16 protein-coding genes are annotated in these 18,564 nt (G+C 42.1%); 14 read left to right on the top strand and 2 right to left on the bottom strand.

All coding sequences use genetic code 11. The annotated features are described in order from the left end of the window. The first annotated feature begins 2 nt into the window (after positions 1 to 2). The 4 genes from LC508_RS01830 (at position 3) to LC508_RS01845 (ending at position 6,333) form a co-directional block, all read left to right on the top strand. On the top strand, positions 3 to 1,667 hold the full coding sequence (locus LC508_RS01830) for a glycoside hydrolase family 13 protein (RefSeq protein WP_103732271.1): 1,665 nt from the start codon (positions 3 to 5) through the stop codon (positions 1,665 to 1,667). 66 nt (positions 1,668 to 1,733) lie between these two features. Further along, positions 1,734 to 4,118, top strand: a complete 2,385-nt coding sequence (locus LC508_RS01835; RefSeq protein WP_103732272.1) for a glycoside hydrolase family 31 protein — start codon at positions 1,734 to 1,736, stop codon at positions 4,116 to 4,118. A gap of 256 nt (positions 4,119 to 4,374) precedes the next feature. Further along, positions 4,375 to 5,139: a Fic family protein gene (locus LC508_RS01840; protein WP_103731340.1), complete on the top strand. Its 765-nt coding sequence runs from the start codon at positions 4,375 to 4,377 to the stop codon at positions 5,137 to 5,139. Between the two features lie 78 nt (positions 5,140 to 5,217). Continuing rightward, positions 5,218 to 6,333, top strand: coding sequence for an anaerobic sulfatase maturase (locus tag LC508_RS01845; protein WP_118594136.1), 1,116 nt, complete (start codon positions 5,218 to 5,220; stop codon positions 6,331 to 6,333). 14 nt (positions 6,334 to 6,347) lie between these two features. Here LC508_RS01845 and LC508_RS01850 read toward each other — a convergent pair whose 3' ends face one another. After that, the gene (locus LC508_RS01850) at positions 6,348 to 7,217 is read right to left on the bottom strand and encodes an AraC family transcriptional regulator (protein ID WP_054352423.1); all 870 of its coding nucleotides are present in this window, start codon (positions 7,215 to 7,217) and stop codon (positions 6,348 to 6,350) included. A gap of 179 nt (positions 7,218 to 7,396) precedes the next feature. On the opposite strand from LC508_RS01850, the gene LC508_RS01855 reads away from it, so the two are divergent. Both LC508_RS01855 and LC508_RS01860 read left to right on the top strand, forming a co-directional pair. Then, positions 7,397 to 8,884, top strand: coding sequence for a sulfatase-like hydrolase/transferase (locus LC508_RS01855; protein ID WP_054352424.1), 1,488 nt, complete (start codon positions 7,397 to 7,399; stop codon positions 8,882 to 8,884). Positions 8,885 to 8,904: 20 nt separating this feature from the next. Then, positions 8,905 to 10,275: an MFS transporter gene (locus tag LC508_RS01860; protein WP_054352489.1), complete on the top strand. Its 1,371-nt coding sequence runs from the start codon at positions 8,905 to 8,907 to the stop codon at positions 10,273 to 10,275. A gap of 88 nt (positions 10,276 to 10,363) precedes the next feature. Here LC508_RS01860 and LC508_RS01865 read toward each other — a convergent pair whose 3' ends face one another. Further along, positions 10,364 to 10,549 (bottom strand): hypothetical protein, encoded by a 186-nt coding sequence (locus tag LC508_RS01865; protein WP_054352425.1) that lies wholly within the window; start codon positions 10,547 to 10,549, stop codon positions 10,364 to 10,366. A gap of 529 nt (positions 10,550 to 11,078) precedes the next feature. Here LC508_RS01865 and LC508_RS01870 point away from each other — a divergent pair. The 8 genes from LC508_RS01870 (at position 11,079) to LC508_RS01905 (ending at position 18,036) form a co-directional block, all read left to right on the top strand. Further along, positions 11,079 to 12,191 carry a tyrosine-type recombinase/integrase gene (locus tag LC508_RS01870; RefSeq protein WP_103731342.1) on the top strand — a complete coding sequence of 371 codons (1,113 nt, stop codon included), beginning with the start codon at positions 11,079 to 11,081 and terminating at the stop codon, positions 12,189 to 12,191. Positions 12,192 to 12,425: 234 nt separating this feature from the next. After that, positions 12,426 to 14,057: an InlB B-repeat-containing protein gene (locus LC508_RS01875; protein WP_103731343.1), complete on the top strand. Its 1,632-nt coding sequence runs from the start codon at positions 12,426 to 12,428 to the stop codon at positions 14,055 to 14,057. A 33-nt stretch (positions 14,058 to 14,090) separates the two neighbouring features. Further along, the gene (locus LC508_RS01880; protein ID WP_054352428.1) at positions 14,091 to 14,465 is read left to right on the top strand and encodes a hypothetical protein; all 375 of its coding nucleotides are present in this window, start codon (positions 14,091 to 14,093) and stop codon (positions 14,463 to 14,465) included. Then, the gene (lepB, locus tag LC508_RS01885) at positions 14,462 to 15,010 is read left to right on the top strand and encodes a signal peptidase I (protein WP_054352429.1); all 549 of its coding nucleotides are present in this window, start codon (positions 14,462 to 14,464) and stop codon (positions 15,008 to 15,010) included. Before LC508_RS01880 ends, lepB begins: the two co-directional genes overlap by 4 nt. Before the next feature lie 67 nt (positions 15,011 to 15,077). Beyond that, positions 15,078 to 16,055, top strand: coding sequence for a DUF7601 domain-containing protein (locus LC508_RS01890; protein ID WP_054352430.1), 978 nt, complete (start codon positions 15,078 to 15,080; stop codon positions 16,053 to 16,055). A 30-nt stretch (positions 16,056 to 16,085) separates the two neighbouring features. After that, positions 16,086 to 16,856, top strand: coding sequence for a class B sortase (gene srtB, locus LC508_RS01895; RefSeq protein ID WP_103731345.1), 771 nt, complete (start codon positions 16,086 to 16,088; stop codon positions 16,854 to 16,856). Positions 16,857 to 16,863: 7 nt separating this feature from the next. After that, positions 16,864 to 17,508: a Spy0128 family protein gene (locus LC508_RS01900; protein WP_158587359.1), complete on the top strand. Its 645-nt coding sequence runs from the start codon at positions 16,864 to 16,866 to the stop codon at positions 17,506 to 17,508. A 105-nt stretch (positions 17,509 to 17,613) separates the two neighbouring features. Further along, positions 17,614 to 18,036, top strand: coding sequence for a hypothetical protein (locus LC508_RS01905; RefSeq protein ID WP_146051669.1), 423 nt, complete (start codon positions 17,614 to 17,616; stop codon positions 18,034 to 18,036). The last annotated feature ends 528 nt before the right edge of the window (positions 18,037 to 18,564 follow it).

Below are 18,564 nucleotides of genomic sequence, written 5' to 3' on the forward strand. Positions count from 1 at the left end.
TTATGGAAAAAGCATGGTGGAAAGAAGCTGTAGTATACCAGATTTACCCTCGTAGTTTTATGGATTCCAACGGAGACGGAATCGGAGATCTGCAGGGTGTTATCAGTAAGCTGGATTATCTAAAGAAGCTGGGGATTGACGTTGTGTGGATGTCGCCCTGCTATAAATCTCCAAATGATGATAATGGATATGATATCTCTGATTACAGGGATATTATGGATGAGTTTGGAACAATGGAAGACTTTAGGGCGCTGCTGACGGGAATTCATGAAAGAGGAATGAAACTGATTATGGACCTGGTAGTAAATCATACTTCAGATGAACATCCATGGTTTATAGAATCCAGGAAATCTAAAGACAATCCTTACCGGGATTATTATATCTGGAGGGATGCAAAAGACGGAAAAGAGCCAAACAACTGGACCTCATATTTCTCAGGTCCTGCATGGGAATTTGATAAGACAACAGAGCAGTATTATCTCCATCTATTTACAAAAAAGCAGCCGGATTTGAATTGGGAGAACGAAAAAGTACGCTATGAAGTCTACGATATGATGAAATTCTGGCTGGATATGGGATGCGACGGATTCCGCATGGATGTTGCAAACCTGTATTCTAAAGTACCGGGACTGCCGGACGGGGAGCCGCGCCAAGGAAGGATTGGGGCTGAGAATTATCAGAACGGTCCCCGCATTCACGAATTTTTTCATGAGATGAACAGGGAAGTGCTGTCTAAATACGACATCATGACCGTAGGAGAAATGTCAGATGTCTCTCTTGAAGAGGCATTAAAATATGCAGGTAATGATAAAAATGAACTGAATATGGTATTCCAGTTTGAGCATGACGATCTGGATACCCTGGATGGGGAACGTTGGGCCTATAGAGAGGTTCCTCTTTCCGAATTAAAAAGAGTTTTTAGTAAATGGCAGACTGCAATGGACGGTAGAGGATGGAACAGCCTGTACTGGACAAACCACGATCAGCCCAGAACCGTCTCAAGAAGAGGAAATGATAAAGAGTTCCGAAAAGAGAGCCAGAAAATGCTGTATACCATGTTGATGACCATGCAGGGAACGCCCTATATCTATCAGGGAGAAGAAATCGCAATGACAAATGTTTCTTTCGACATTGAGGACTACGATGACGTGGAAATCCGTAACTGCTGGAGAGAGCGCGTGGTAAACGGAAATGCTGATCCCGAAAAACTGCTTGATGGCATTCGTTACCGTGCGAGAGATAATGCAAGAACACCTATGCAGTGGGATGATACAGAAAATGCAGGCTTTACCACAGGAAAACCGTGGCTTAAGGTGAATCCCAACTACAGGGAGATTAACGTAAAAGAAGCGCTTGCGGATGCAGATTCCGTTTTCTATTATATGCAGAGGCTTATCCGTATGAGAAAAGAAAATAAAGTTGCCGTTTACGGGGATTTCAAAGAGTATGAACCGGAAAACGAACAGCTTTATATTTATGAAAGAAACTTTGAAGGGGAAAAGCTGTTTGTAATTCTGAATTTTTCAGGGGAAAAAGCTAAGTTCCATATACCAGAAGAATGGAAAGATCAGAATACGGAGCTTTTGATCAGCAACTATAAAGGGGGAGCGTTGCAAGACAGAGAAATGCTTCCATACGAAGCGGCTGTGTATCTGAAAGTTAGATAAGCTTCCTGTTGCTTGCAGCCTCTTTTGACACTATCTGGAAATATATTGACGTTTGGAGGAAACAGTATGAGAGACATAAAGGCCAAAAACGAGGCAGTGATACAAGGTAAACATTACCGATTTACGGTGCTGACCCCCTGTCTGATAAGAATGGAATACAGTGAAAGCGGGAAGTTTGTGGATCAGGCCACCCAGACAGTGGTAAATCGTACCTTTCCGGTTCCGCAGTTCCGATTGGAGGAAACAGATTGTGAACTGAAGATCGTTACTTCTAAGTTGAGGTTGACATACAATAAAAAGCCCTTTTCTTCAGTGGGACTGAAGATTAACATTAGCGGAAATTTTCCGGGGATCCTGCCGGTATGGCATTATGGAGATGCAGTTTGTGATTTAAAGGGAACGGCCAGGACGCTGGATGGGGCTGATGGTGCGATACCTTTAGAAACGGGAATTTTATCTGCACAGGGCTTTAGCCTGCTGGATGATGGGGGAACCATGCTTCTGGATGAAAATGGATGGATTGCCAGTAGAGAGGACGCTGATGGGAAGGATTTATATTTCTTTGGTTATGGAAGAGACTATATCACATGTTTGAGGGATTTCCATATTCTCACAGGGGAAGTTCCGCTGCTGCCTAAGTTTGCTCTTGGAAACTGGTGGAGCAGATATTACAAATATACGGAAGAAAGTTATCTGAGACTGATGGATCGGTTTGCACAGGAGGAAATTCCTTTTACCGTGTCTGTATTAGATATGGACTGGCACATTACAGATGTGGATCCTAAATACGGAACCGGTTGGACCGGATATACCTGGAACTTAGACATGTTTCCTGATCCAAAGCGTTTCATGGATAAATTGCATGAAAAAGGGCTGAAGGTCACGCTGAATGTGCATCCGGCAGATGGTATAAGAGCCTTTGAAGACTGCTACAAACCTTTTGCGGATTATATGGGGGTTTTGGCAGAGCAGGAAGATCCGATTCCCTTCCAGCCAGGAGACGAGAAGTTTATGAAGGGATATTTTGATTATGTGCATCATCCTATGGAAAAGCAGGGGGTGGATTTTTGGTGGATAGACTGGCAGCAGGGAAATAATTCAGGAATCGAAGGATTAGATCCCCTGTGGGTGCTGAATCATTACCACTATGAGGATAGCAGGAGAAGTGGAAAACGTGGGCTGATCTTCTCAAGATATGCAGGACCGGGAAGCCACCGCTACCCTGTGGGATTTTCAGGCGACAGTGTGATCACCTGGGAAAGTCTTGATTTTCAACCTTATTTTACCGCGACTGCATCCAATATAGGATATGGCTGGTGGAGCCACGATATCGGCGGTCATATGCAGGGAATCAAAAATGACGAACTTGCAGTGCGCTGGCTGCAGTTTGGAGTGTTTTCACCTATTATGCGCCTGCACAGCACCTGCAATGAATTTAATGGAAAAGAGCCCTGGAGATACAATTCTATTGCAGAAAATATAATGAAAAAATATCTGCGTCTGCGCCATAAACTGATTCCCTATCTGAACACCATGAATCTGCGGGCTAATCAGGAAAGTATGCCTTTGATACAGCCCATGTACTATCATAATCCATTACAGGAGGAGGCTTATCATGTGCCGAACGAATATTATTTTGGTTCAGAACTCATAGTCTGCCCTATCACTTCACCGGTGGATAAGCGTACAGGAATGGCAAAATTTGCCGCATGGCTGCCGGATGGGATATGGGTTGACTTCTTTACAGGCGTGACTTATGAAGGTGGCAGAAACGTGGACTTTTACCGTGGAATTGATAAGATTCCTCTGTTGGCAAGAAGAGGTAGCATCGTACCTCTGGACGGCAGGGAAACGGGCAATGAACTGACCAATACAGATATCCTGGAACTTCATGTTTTCGCAGGAGACTCCGGAGAATTCTGCCTGTGGGAAGATGATTCCGATGCTGCAGAATTTGACCAAAATAGCTGGGCAAAAACTAAAATGCAGTACCATTGGGATGAAAATGCCCGGCTGACGATTCACAGAGCGCAGGGAAATCTGCAGGTCCTTCCTTCAAAGAGGGCATATAGAATTTGCCTTGCGGGCATGAAAGAAGGCTGTGACCCTAAAGTTCTCGCTGGAGGAAGAAAACTAAAGGGCATCAGCAGTAAATACTGTGCCGAAACAGGTTTTACTTGGATAGAAATTCCGGAGATAGATGTCACGGAGGATGTTATTATAGAAATGAACCAGGCTGCGGAAGGGGAAAATCAGATTGTACAGAGAATTTTTGACTTTCTGAATCAAGCTGAAATTGAGTTTGATCTAAAAACACGCATAATATCTGTTGTGCGCCAGCTGGAAACAGGAAAGAAACCTGTATATGTGCTTGGACAGTTACAGGCAATGGACCAGCCGGAAGAACTTATGGGGCCGCTGTGGGAAATTATTACGGCATTTGAAGAGTAAACGAAATTCACTGTCCGCTCACACTGCTTGTGAGCGGCAGTTTGGTTTTTATTCAAGATATCACCTTCTTTCCTTTTTGTTTAGATGTTAAATATATTATATATAATTAATATATTTTGTAAAAAGCTAAAAATAATTAATATATAAAACGTATGAATATAGGGGTTAGTAAATTGGCTATTATAATGACTATTATGCAAATAGTATTGTTATAAAGAAATATATTTGATATGATACGATTAGGGAGGAAAGCAAGATGAATTTAATCGATAAGATAAAACATAATAAAGATAAATTTATGGAGATACAGGAACAATTAGAACCCATGTATTTAGAAAATTACGAAGAAGCGTTTCGTATATCGTATACACACAATTCGACTGCTATAGAGGGTAATTCACTTACCCTCTTAGATACTAAGCTGGTGCTTAGTGATAAAGTATCCGTAGGCGGCAAAGATCTACGTGAGATTTATGAGGTGATAAATCATGACAAAGCATATCGTTATATAAAGCAATGCATCAAGGATAAAAAGGCTCTGTCAGAGACAATCGTGAAACAGATACACAAGATTTTAGTAGAGAATATATTTCCGGGTGGAAATTATCGTATTGGAGATGTATTTATAGGAGGAAGCCAGCATGAACCGCCGTCTCCTCAAGATATGATACTTCAAATGAAACATTTCTATAGAGATCTGGAATATAAATGTGTGCTAGAAACTACAGAGCTTGCGGCCTGGACACATGCTGAATTTGTCAGAATCCACCCGTTTATAGATGGAAACGGGCGTACTGCACGACTTCTTATGAATTATCAGCTGATGGATGGCGGGCTACTGCCAATTAATATTCTAAATGAGAACAGGCAGGAGTATTATAAATGTTTGGAAGAACATCATTTACATGGAAATCTGGAGCCTTTTCATGAAATGGTGATGAAGCTGGAGGAGATGGAGTTAAAAAAATACCTTCATCTGGCAGCGCAGCAAGGACTGGTAACAGAAAATGAAATTTTATGAATCCTTGGAAATATTAAGAACATACTCTGGCAGGAGTTATGAATGTGGCAGTGTCATTCATTGGAGGATGATAAACGAATGAAAAATTTAAGTGTAATGATCAAACCAGTATCCGGAATGTGCAATATGACATGTGATTATTGCTTTTACTGTGATGAGGCCAAAAAAAGAGAGAAGAAATTTTATGGACTTATGAGAGAAGAAACATTGAAAAATATAATCAGAAGGACGATGCTTCAGGCAGAAGGCGTTGTCAGTTATACATGGCAGGGAGGAGAACCTTCTCTGCGTGGATTGGATTTCTTTCAGAAAGCAGTCTGGTATCAGCAGAAGTATAATCGCAGCCATGTACGTATCATCAATGCTTTTCAGACAAATGGATATGCTGCTACAGATGAATGGTGCCAGTATTTTAGAGACAATCATTTTCTGGTTGGATTGTCAGTAGACGGTACACAGGAAATTCATGATTCCATGCGTCATGATAAGAAGGGGAATGCAACATTTCTGAAGGTAGAAGAGACTTCAAGACGGCTAGATAAGTATGGTGTGGATTATAATATTCTTACCGTAGTGACTCCGAAAGTTGCAGATTGTATACACAATATCTATCAGTCCTACAAGAAACGAGGCTGGAATTATCAGCAATATATAGCCTGTTTGGATCCATATGGAGAAGGACATGGAAAAACACCATATTCAATCTCGCCGGAACAATATGGGCAGTTCCTTTCAGAACTGTTTGGATTGTGGTATCAGGATTTAAAAAATGGATGCCATCCATATATTCGGCAGTTCGAAAATTATGTGGGACTGGCGGCAGGTTATATGGCTGAATCCTGTGAGCAGCGAGGAAGTTGTGGCGTGCAGTATGTGGTAGAGGCGGATGGAAGTGTATATCCGTGCGATTTTTATGTAATGGATGATTTTTATCTTGGCAACCTAAATGCAGATATCCTTTCGCAGATTGATGAAAAACGTGAACAGATCGGATTTATAGATCGTTCGCTTAAGCTGGATGAAGAGTGCAGGAAGTGTAAATATTTCAGGTTATGCCGTGGAGGCTGCATGCGGAATCGGGAACCACATGAAAATGAAGGGATGTATCGAAATTATTTCTGCAAAGGATATCAAACATTTTTTGACCAGTGGTATGAGTTGATCATGCAACTGGGAGCTATGGTAAAAAAATAATAAAAATGCTTCGATTATTTTTCAGACCACCATTCGGGAGTATTCGAAGTTAGCAATGATTGCTGGAATTCTGTTGGAGGAATTCCAGTGGTCTTTTTAAATACCCGGCTGAAATAAAGTGGATCGGGGAAACCTACCATAGGTGCAATGTCTGACAGGTACATTGTATTTGTTGCAATTAGATCTTTGGCTTTTTCAACTCGAAGTTCAGTAAGATAACGCATTGGTGCAACGCCCATCCGTTTTTTGAATATGTGAGAAAAATAGCCGACACTTAATTTACAATATTTCGCCATTGATTCAACACTCCAGTTATCTTTATAGCGTTGGTGAAGCTGCATAACAAGTCGGTCAATAGAAAAGTCGTTTTCCAATGGAGAGAGAATCTTTTGATGGGAGCGGGCGATGATGGCTAATATCTGAAGAAAATTACTTAAGACAACATCTTCGAAAAATGCTTTTTTTAATTGCAATTCGATAATCGTTTCCTGGAAAAGGGTTTTTAGCAGTATATGTTCTCCGATATAGCAGTTATGTAGCTGGTATTTATTGATGATATTTATACAGTTACTACCGGTAAAATGAATCCAATATATTTCAGGATGTTCCTTTGCATAATAAGAATAGGTTTGAGGCTCCTGCGGACGGAAAAGAAGGATATTTCCAGCACCTAAAGCATGCCATTCCTTATTCATATAGTAGTGTCCGGCACCTTTGTAAATATATATAAGCTGATAATCGACTCTTCCCGCTGAACGGTTCTGAGAGTAATCCTTTGTTTTGAAAACCTGCATACCACAACAGTTGACTGATAATGGACTTGAATCATCTGCAAATCCAGTTGCACGTCTTTCATTTCTTAAATGCCCCGAAACATTAATCATAAAAATCCTCCTTCCTTTTGAAAAATGTCCTTTTGTTAAGAAGAATATAGCATAGAAAAGCAGAATTGTCCATGCAAAACACAAAATCAGATATGGAAATGCAGGTATATAAGCACTATATTAAAATCAAGGAATGAGCAGAATAGGCCATAACACGTAAAATTGAAGGAGGATATAACATGAAGAAACAATTGATATTCCTGATGACGGATACAACCAGAAAAGATATGGTCGGATGCTATGGCAATCCAAGGATAAAGACACCAAATCTGGATCGCCTGGCTGAGGAAGGAATCCGTTATGAGAATGCGTATACCTGCCAGCCAGTCTGTGGGCCAGCCAGAAGTGCAATCTTCACTGGTACGTTTCCACATACCAACGGCATGGTAACAAACAGCATTGCTATGGGGGATAATGTGAAAACGGTAGGTCAGAGACTGTGCGACAATGGCATTAATTGTGGCTACATTGGTAAATGGCACCTGGATGGTTCGGATTATTTTGGAAATGGACGATGTCCAGAAGGTTGGGATCCAAATTACTGGTATGATATGAAAACTTATCTGAATGAATTAAGTGATGAGGATAAAGTGAAATCCAGAGATCCAAAAGAAGCATATAAAGAAGGTTTTTCGGAAGAATTTACTTATGCACACCGCTGTTCAAATCGTGCGATTAAATATCTGGAAGAGTATAAAGATGAAGACTTCTTCTTAAGTGTATCTTATGACGAGCCTCATGGACCTTCTCTCTGCCCAGAACCGTTCAATCATATGTACGATGGTTTTAAGTTTGACAGTTGTCCTAATTTCCAGGATGATCTATCTAAGAAACCATTAATGCAGCAGCTTTGGTCTGGCAAGAATTTACATGCGACAGAAGATGAAATTAATCAGCCTTCTGATGGATTATCCTTATTCCTTGGATGTAATTCTTTTGTAGATTATGAGATTGGACGGGTATTGGACAAGATTAAAGAAGTAGTACCGCATGCGATGGTCATATTCACGTCTGATCATGGAGATATGTTAGGAGCACACAGGCTGTTTTCAAAGAATGCAGCGGCATACAAAGAAGTGGCAAATATCCCATTGATCATCAAAGGCGGAGTAAAGGGATGCGTAGTAGACACGATGGCATCCCATATTGATATTGTTCCGACGATCATGGATTACTTTGCACTTCCAATTCCGAAATTACTGGAAGGAAAGAGCATGCTTCCGCAGATTTATGATCCATCCAAAGAAATCAATGATGTAGTATACACAGAATTTACTAGATATGAGATTGATCATGATGGATTTGGTGGTTTGCAGATTATGAGAGCAGTGATGTCCAAACGTTATAAACTGGTCATTCATCTGTTAGACAGTGATGAATTTTATGATCTGGAGAAAGATCCATATGAGATGAATAACCTAATCAACGATGAAAGTTATACAGAAGTCAGGAATGCAATGCATGATAAGCTGATTGCACATATGAACAACACAAGAGACCTGTACAGGGGGTATCAGTGGAGTCTGCGGCCATGGCGAAAAGATTTTGTACCGAATTGGGAGAATGAAGGTTATACAAGGCAGAGAGAGAATGAAGAGTATGAACCAAGACAGCTGGATTATGATACAGGACTTCCAATGGAATCAGCAGTCAGAAAGAAATGTTAGAGGGAGAAGGAGAGGATACGATGGAGGAAAAGAAATATTTAAAATGGTATAACAAAGTGGGCTATGGTTCTGGAGATATTGCAGGTAATGTGGTGTTTGCATTCCTGTCATCTTTTATTATGATTTATCTGACCAATACGGTAGGATTGAATGCTGGTGTGATCGGTTCGCTGATTGCAGCATCAAAAGTATTGGACGGTATTTCAGATGTTATATTTGGTTCCATGATTGATAAGACACATACGAAAATGGGTAAGGCAAGACCTTGGATGCTCGGGGCATATTTGGGTTGTGCTATCACGTTAATCGCAGCATTTTCCGTACCCACTACCATGGGTAAGACATCACAGTATGCCTGGTTTTTTATTACATACTTACTGCTAAATGCAGGATTCTACACAGCAAATAATATAGCATATTCTACATTGACAGCCCTGATTACAAAGAATGGAAAAGAACGTGTACAGATGGGATCTATCCGTTTCATGTTCGCATTTGGAACAAGTTTTATCATTCAGACAGTTACCGTGGGTCTTGTTGAAAAACTTGGCGGCGGAGCTTCTGGTTGGAGAACTATCGCAATCATCTATGCTATCATCGGTCTGATTTCCAATACAATTACTGTATTTTCTGTAAAAGAACTTCCAGAAGAAAAACGCAGTAATGGAGATACAGAAACAGCAGAAGAAAAATACAGCCTGATCGAATCTATCAAAATGTTGATTCACAATAAATATTACCTGGTAATCCTTGTAGTAGATATTCTTCGTCAGACTTATTCAGCAATCATTAACATGGGAATCTATTACATGACATATGTACTTGGAAAAGCAGAACTTTTGGGGACATTCTCCGGTGCCATTAACTTGGCATTGATCATTGGTCTTGCATTCCTGCCGGCTTTGGTTGCCAAATTCAAAGGATATTATAAACTAAACTTCTCTGGATATCTCATAGCAGCTGCAGGACGTGGAATTGTAATTGTTGCTGGTTATATGGGAAATGTTCCGCTTATGTTAGCAGGTACTGCAATCGGTGCAATTGGCATGGCTCCCTGGCAGGGCAACTTAAATGCATTAGTTGCTGAATGTTCTGAGCATACATTCCTGCAGTACGGTAAGAGAATCGATGGAACTATGTTTTCCTGCACATCTATGGGATTAAAAATTGGTAGTGGATTTGGAACAGCGATCGTTGGATGGCTTTTGGACTTCGGTGGATTTAATGGACAGCTGGCAGTTCAGTCACAGTCTTGCATCAATATGCTTCACTTTATGTATCTGTGGCTGCCAATGTTGATCAATATCCTGGTTGCTCTTCTATTAACACAATTAAATGTAGAAAAGGCAAATGAAAAATTGAGATTACAGAAGGCGATTGAGACAAAGTAAAAAAGGAAGAGGCGGTTCTTTTTTGAGAGCCGCTTTATTTAGCACTCATTAGAATCAGCAATGAGGCAAAAACGAGAAAAAAACTGAATCACTGCTGCGAACGGGCGGGCATATCCTGATATGTTTGGATATGCCTGCCTGTTTTTGCATATCCTTTTGTCATGACATAAACGGCAGTCGTTTGGATATCGTATTCCTCCAAAAACTGATGAATAATGTTCCGTTTTCCTTCCGTCATTTGCACTCTGTGTACGGGTTTCTTTTGTCTTGCCATTATAAAGAGTCCTCCTATGATTTTCATTTTATCATAGAAGGACCTTATATTGTGACGCACAGCTTGCCGAAAGCAATTTTCAAACACTTTTTGATGTTCATACGGCCTTTGGGATCTATGTCGTAATATTGAAACTGTGTGGTATCTGTAGTAATTTTATGATGGGATCTGAGTTCAAATCGTCTCAGTAATCTATTAGGGGCAACCTTCCCGAATCAAAGGCAGATAGATTCTTTCTTATCTGCCTGCTTTGTGTAAAAAAATATATTCTCTATTTCGCAGAGCTCAATACTCCATGCTTTTAGAATAACACAAAAAATCGTAATTCTCAAGGTATAATTTTCATTTTTGAGAGCTTTTTTCGGAAACTAGCCATTTTTTTAGCCTTCAGAAAGGTGTTTTCACTTTTTTTTTCCAAATAGTCGGTACAGGAGAGCTTTAACGCCGTCAAAGATGCCGTCAAACTTGACAGTCTGCAGAGGATTTTTATGTTAGGCAATGAAGGAACGTTTCAAAGGAGGTTTTTTTCATGAGCAGAAAAGGAGAGAACATTTACAAAAGAAAGGATGGGAGGTGGGAAGCACGGTATTTGAAGAAGGATGCTCTGGATGGCAGGCCTCATTACGGATATTGTTACGGAAAGACTTACAGTGAAGCGAAAGAAAAAGTCACCAAAGCCAAGATGGGACTCATTGAACGCCGGCCCGCAGTGGAACAAGACGGAAAAAAAGTCTTTTCATACTATTGCGATGAATGGCTTTTATTAAAACGGAGCAAGGTAAAAAAATCTACTTTAGTAAAATATGAAAATATGCTGGAAAATCATATCAAGCCCCAACTGGGGAGGCAGTTGGCAGAAACTTTTACAGAAGTCCAGATTGAAAGGTTCAGCCACGAATTGTTCCACAGAAAGAAACTTGCTCCCAAAACAGTAAAAGATATCCTGGTGGTCATCCATTCTGTGTTAGATTATGCTCAAAAACAGAATAGCTCCATCAAATCCCCGAACATCGTATATCCGAAGGAAAACATAAAAGAAATGCGGGTCTTGTCTTATGATGAACAGCAGCGCTTTAAAAACTATTTGCTGAATGGTATGGATACCTGTAAATTTGGTGTGTTTTTGGCATTATATACAGGACTAAGGATCGGAGAGCTTTGTGCTCTGACCTGGCAGGATCTTTCTCTCAAGGAGCATACGCTACGGGTAAGCAGGACCATGCAGCGTTTAAAACAGCCGGAAGATACACAGGGCAGAAAAACAGCGATCGTGATCGACCGTCCGAAAAGCGGAGCATCTGTACGGATCATCCCATTAAATCAGGATCTTGCAGCTCTTTGTAAAATATGGGAGGCGCAAAATCCGGCGGCTTATATCCTGACCGGGGAGAAAGGCCGTTATATGGAGCCCCGGACTTTGCAATACCGTATGGCGCATTATACAAGAGAATGCGGCCTCAGCGGAGTACATTTCCACACGCTGCGCCACAGCTTTGCGACACGCTGTGTGGAGGTTGGTTTTGAACTAAAAAGTCTGTCCGAGATCCTTGGTCATTCCAACCCACGAATCACACTGGAGCGTTATGTTCATTCCTCTTTGAGACTCAAACGTGAAAATATGGAAAAGCTGAATGGGATATAAATCCATACGCCGTCAAAAAGAGCCGTCAAAGGTTACAAAAAGATTAGAAAATCCCGCAAAACAGCGTATCTCTCGCAGAATATTGAGCTCTGCGAAAGAGCATTATGCAACATCCTAATTATATGATTGCCAAAAATAAAATGATAATACTGGCACAATAGTTGGAAATTTATGTGTAAGCAAGTGCCCGGCTTTATAGCTGCCATATGCAGACACAAATAAGGAGGTTAGGGTATGAATCATCATTATTCATCTGGGAAATGCAGATTACTAAAGCGGATTTTCTCAATTTGCATCGCTTTGTTAATGGTCTGCAGCGTTTCCGTTCCCGTTTTTGCTGCAAGTGTGGGCAATGATACGGATGATATGGATGGTAATATGGTGCAGCAGCCTGCACCGGCAATTACCTACAATTTTTATGCGGAAGGAGAGCTGTACGACAGTCAGATTATCCAAGACGGGGAGGCGCTGTCAGAACCTGCCGCTCCGGAAAAGGACGGCAGTATTTTTGATGGTTGGTACAACTCTGAGACGGACGGCGAAAAATTCACGGACTTCTCCCAGAAAAGGGTGACCGAGACCGCAGCTGTAAACCTGTATGCAAGGTGGCAGGAGGTACAGGATACATCATCGTTAGATGAGGAAGGGATTGAAGAGGAAGAACCATTAGAATCTGCGGATCTTTTGCTTCAAAAATCGGTTTCTGTTTTACAGTCTGAATCTGCGGAGGAAGATCCCAACTTTATAGTGGTTGAGAAGAAGTTTGTCGGAATTAAAAAAGACCAGATTCCAGATAATTTCCAGATCACTGTAGCATCAGGTACTGCTGAGTACGTGCTGACTAAAAATACAGATTCATGGACGGAGACCGTGGGTGAGGATGGAACTGTAACCTGGCGTTGGAAGGTTACGGGAGTAGGCACGGGCATCTATACGGTTAGTGAACAGAACGAAAATATTTCTGATTATAATGTGGTAAAAACCGGAGAAGGCAGCGTTGAGGTTAAGGCAGCAGAAATAGGAATTAGAGTGAAAAACCATGAGACAACATGCAGCCATACTAATTGGCCGGTAAAAATTGAAGGAGATCAAAATGTTCTGTTTGCTGCAACACTTACACAGGGCGGGGTTGCTGTTATTTCAAAAGAGTCCCTGCCGGCATCACAAAGAGCTGCAGTTGCAGAGGAGGTTACCAAAATAAATGGTCCGTGGAAAAACCCTGTATACTTTTACAGCATTGCAGAACAGAACCAGAGTGGGCAAGGGTTTGAACTCAACGGAGCTACCATTACTTATGACGCCGATAGCGGTGAAGTCATCATTGGTAATACAAGTAACTGGCAGCATGTTGCGACATTAGGGTATTCTATCTCCCAGGCAAGTAATCCGGAAATCAGTATCACAAATACATATACACCTTCCACACGGGATATCACTATTAAAAAAGTAGTAACCGGTGGATTGGGGGATGTGCAGAAAGACTTTAACTTTACTTACAGTTATACCAATGCATCCGGTGTTAAGACGGGTTCGTTCACTCTGAAGAATGATGGGACATATACCATCGCTGGTATTCCTGTGAGTGGGGAATTGACATTGACAGAGACTAATGCAGAGGGGTATGTGACCACTGCCCAATATGGAGCATCCACTGTCTCAGTGTCCGGGAATAAAGAGAATGCTGTCAAGAGTATGGCTATTACAATCAATAAAGATGACAACATGATCACGGTTACCAATCACAAAGAGGCTATTCCGGATACCGGAGTATATATGGACTCCCTGCCATATATTCTGATATTCGCTCTTGTCATTGCAGGTACGGCTGTATTGATCTTCCGTAAATGCAAAAGGCGTTACATTTAAAATGTTGGAGGGGCAGTGACTGGAAAGCGTATAATGAAACAACAAAAAAGACAGAACCGCAGTGCGAAAACAGAGCATACTCTGCCGGAGACCGGCACAGAAACCGATATAAATAGACGGGCGGTGAACCGTGAGCATGAGAAACTTATACAGTGGTTTCGGACCGTAAAATTTCGGAAAGTCCTGATCGGCGGAGTGGATGAGGCACAGATTTGGAAAAAGCTGGAGGAATTAAATAAACTCTACGAAGCTGCCATCAGTGCGGAGCGGACAAGGTATGATGTATTGCTCCGTGAGCATACAAAAAATTGTAATGCTCTGATTCGCAAATATAAACAGCAATTGGCAGAACTCATTTCCGAGAAGAATAAACAGAATACTGAATCAGGAAGAAAGGAGCAGGGATGATGCATACCGAACAGACATCTGAATGCTCGCAGGTCATCCGGAAACGGCGGGAGCAGGCAGAAATAAGGAAAGGCTATGCCAGACTGTCAGGACAGGTTCTGGCAATAGCAGTGACCGGCTTTTTACTGTTTACGCAGGTGTTTTTGGCCACCCAGGCTTCGGGGAATGATATGTTTCCGGCAGTGAAGGACGGAGACCTTCTGATTGGATTCCGTTTACAAAAAGAATTATCAAAAAATGATATCGTTATCTATGAGACAGAAGGGCGGCAGAGAGTCGCCCGGATCCTTGGTAAAGAGAACGATGTGATCACATTAGATGACACAGGCTCGCTGCTTGTTAATGGGACTGTCCAGGGCAATGAGATCCTTTTCCCGACCTATGCAAAGGAGGGGATGGAGTATCCCTATACGGTTCCTAAGGGCTGCGTTTTTGTTTTAGGAGACTACCGGACGCAGGCTGAAGACAGCCGTGATCATGGCTGTGTGAAACTGGGGGATGTGAAAGCGAAAGTGATTACAATCCTCCGCAGACGGGCGCTATAAGCCTAAAGTGGTATATAGGCGGAAAACGCTTATATAGATTAAAAATTTTATATGGAGGTACTTTTTTATGAAAAGGACAAAAAAATTATTTGCAGTTCTTCTTACAACAGTGACAATGCTCTGTATGGGCACGACTGCTTTTGCAGCAGAAGAAGATCCTGCAAACACAGATGCAACAAGTGTAACGATTACAAAAAAATATGTAGCTGCCAATGAGGGGACAATATCACCAGCAGAAACCTTCACATTGACCCAGCAGGGCGATGGTGTAGTAACAGATGGGGAAGCTGCCAGCGCTCCGGCACTTGGAGCCGTCACAGGAGCAGTATTTGCAGAAGGTGTTGCAACAGAAGAGGGTGCAACCGCAGAAATCACTGTGAATCTTCCGGTGTATGAAAGAGTCGGTGTCTATACCTACACACTGAAAGAAACAGATAATAAGACTGCTGGTGTTACATACTACAGCAAAGATATCAAACTGGTCGTAACCGTTATCCAGGGAGAGGACGGAAAATTAAGGGTCGCCGGCGTACATACAGAAGATGAGGGCTCGGATAAATCTGACGAGATCACCAACATCTATTCTGCTGGTACCTTAAAAGTGAGCAAAACAGTGACCGGTAACTTAGGTGATCGGGATAAATACTTTACCTTCAAGGTTACCTTAACAGGCGAACAGGATAAAAATTATGCAGATTCTTATGCAGTGACAGGCGGTTCTTACGAAGAAAATCCGACAACGGTAAAAGTTGGAGAACCTGCTGTTTTCCATCTGAAACATGGAGATACCATCAGTATTTCAAATCTGCCTTATGGAGTAACTTATACAGTGGAAGAGACAGCAGCAGAAGGCTACACAACTGAAAAGACTGGTGATAGCGGAAGCATCAGTAGTGCAGAAGCAACAGCAGCATTTACGAACACAAAAGAAGGCGATATCGATACCGGAATCAAACTGGACAGCCTTCCTTACATCTTAGTATTTGCCGGAGCACTGGCACTGGCAGTTATCATGGTGATCAGAAAGCGCAGGATCAGTGATTAATGAAAGCATGGTAAAGGCAGGGAGGGCTGCATGAAAGCCTCAAAAGTATTTTTGAAAACGGCAGATGTCATGGTCCGTGCAGCAGTGATTTTTTTCCTGGTTATTGCGGGGCTTTATTCCGGATATGCATTATGGGATAATGCGCAGATATATGCTGCCGTGGATGACGTACAGTCTGAACTGCTAAAGCTGAAACCAGATACTGCGGAAGATGGGGGTGCTTCTTTTGAGGAACTGCGGGCGGTCAATCCGGATGTGTGTGCATGGCTGACACTGGATCATACAAACATCGATCAACCGATCCTTCAGGGGAAAGATAATCTCAGTTATATTAATACGGATGTGTATGGGAACTTTGCAATGGCGGGGAGTATTTTCCTGGATTCCGGATGTGACAATGAGTTCCGGGAACCGTATGCCCTGCTGTACGGGCATCATATGGCGGATCATAAGATGCTTGGTGATCTGGATCTGTATGAAGACCAGGTGTTTTTTGACCAGAACACCACCGGGGAGCTTATGCTCCCGGACCGTACATACAAGCTGAAGATATTTGCCTGCCTGCGTGTGAAAGCATCGGAGGAGGCAATCTTTACACCGCAGCGGTGGAAGACGGATAACAGTGGGCTGATCGAGTTTGTGAAAAAGAATGCCATGCATGTCCATACGGATACTATGGAGCAGATTGGCTCCACAAAAGAGTTCTCACAGATCCTGGCGATGTCAACCTGCTCTTCGGAGTTTACCGAAGCGAGGACCGTCCTTTTGGCGGTTATGGCACCATATGGACCAGAAGTGTAAGGAGGAGATGAAAACGAAGATCAGAAGATTTCCTGCAGTGCTCATGCTTATAGTTCTGTGTCTGACAGTTTTTCCGGTTTCAGCTTTTGGAGCCGGAAATGCAGAAGTAAAGATACCTGTCAGTGTGGAACTGTCTGGTGAGATACCTGCACAGGATGAAACCTATACGGTGAAACTTTCGGCATTGGACCAGGCTCCTGTGCCAAAGGATGATACATTAAAGATTACAGGGGAGGGGACATCCGCCTTTCCCGCTATTTCTTACAGCAGCCCAGGCATATACGGCTATAAGGTCAGCCAGCAGGCCGGCAGCCATAAACGGGGACATTACGATGAAACCGTTTATTATGTAAGAGTGACTGTGACAAACGCGGAAGACGGCGGATTGGAAGCGGCAGTGGCAGCACATACGGATGCCGGGATGACAGGAGAAAAACGGGATATCGTATTTCAGAATACGTATGATGCGGTTCCTAAGCCGCCAAAACAGGATTCCCCTCGGAAACCAGCGGTGAAGCAGCCTGCAGATACAGTCAAGACAGGAGACACCACGCATCTGTTCTTATTTGGCAGTCTGCTGGGAATCTCATGTTTGGGCATTTGTCTGGCAGCCGGTATTGATAACCGGAAACAGCGGAAAGAAAGATTATAACTGGCGTAAACAAAAGGATATTTATGTTTGACCAGAAGCAGTGCTTTTACGAGTACTGCTTCTGGTCTTTCTGACAGAAAAAAGTATTTGGAGGAGGAAAGAAAGATGGAGATTTTTTCCCTGAAAATAGACGAATATAAGAATGGTCAGCTGCGTGGAGAGGTCCAGCATTTTCCTTCGCAGAAAAAGATCGCATATAACGGCCTGGTGGATGCGGTCTTAAAAATGGACCGTATACTGGATGGGAGCAGCTTTCTGTGGGATGGACCTGAACAGCTGCGGGATTTCCAAAAGGAAAACAGAAAAAGTGTTTCGGCAGAGGCGGGGAACACAAAGTCCAGGAGAACAGCTGGAAGATCCAGTAGTGAAAAATCCAGCTATTTGATTTACATTTATTATCGGAGAAACAGCAGCTGGCAGGGAGAAATCATTTGGTACAACGGGAAAAAGAAAGAAGATAAACAATATTTCCGCAGTGTTTTAGAACTGTTGCACTTGATATATTCCTCTTTTACAATAGAACAGTAAGAATGCCTACCAGTTTGTGCCGGAATTACATGCGGATTATATTACTCGGACTGGTCCGGTGTTACTGTGCTTTGTAGATATCTCCCCGGAGGATTGCCAACCCCTTTTGTAGGGATTCCATAAGAATACTTTTAAATTTAGGATAGCGGTATAGCATGACAGTGTTATACCGTTTTTTCCATATATATTGACTCTTTCGTGCATCAAATCCATTCTGACGAATATGTGACTCTGTAAATGCATCTATGTATTTTTCATCTTGCAGCAGCTTAGAGTACGGTAGCTAAAGTTACAGGAAAAGGCTTTTGTGAATATACCATTTTAAAAATCCGAATATTAGGAAACCTATCGGCGTTTTACCTGATATTAATATGCTATTAACAAAAATATGCTAGATTGCCGAGCAGTACGGGAGTTATCATAGTTTACGGATATCCCAAGGAGCTGCTCTGCTGCGTGAGTTCAAAGGCCGCCCAAATGAACTGAGGGAGTTTTTGAATTTACCTGTTTTAAAAACTACAGGAAACA

The sequence above is a fragment of the Blautia parvula genome, assembly GCF_020215665.1.
Taxonomy (GTDB): domain Bacteria; phylum Bacillota; class Clostridia; order Lachnospirales; family Lachnospiraceae; genus Blautia; species Blautia celeris.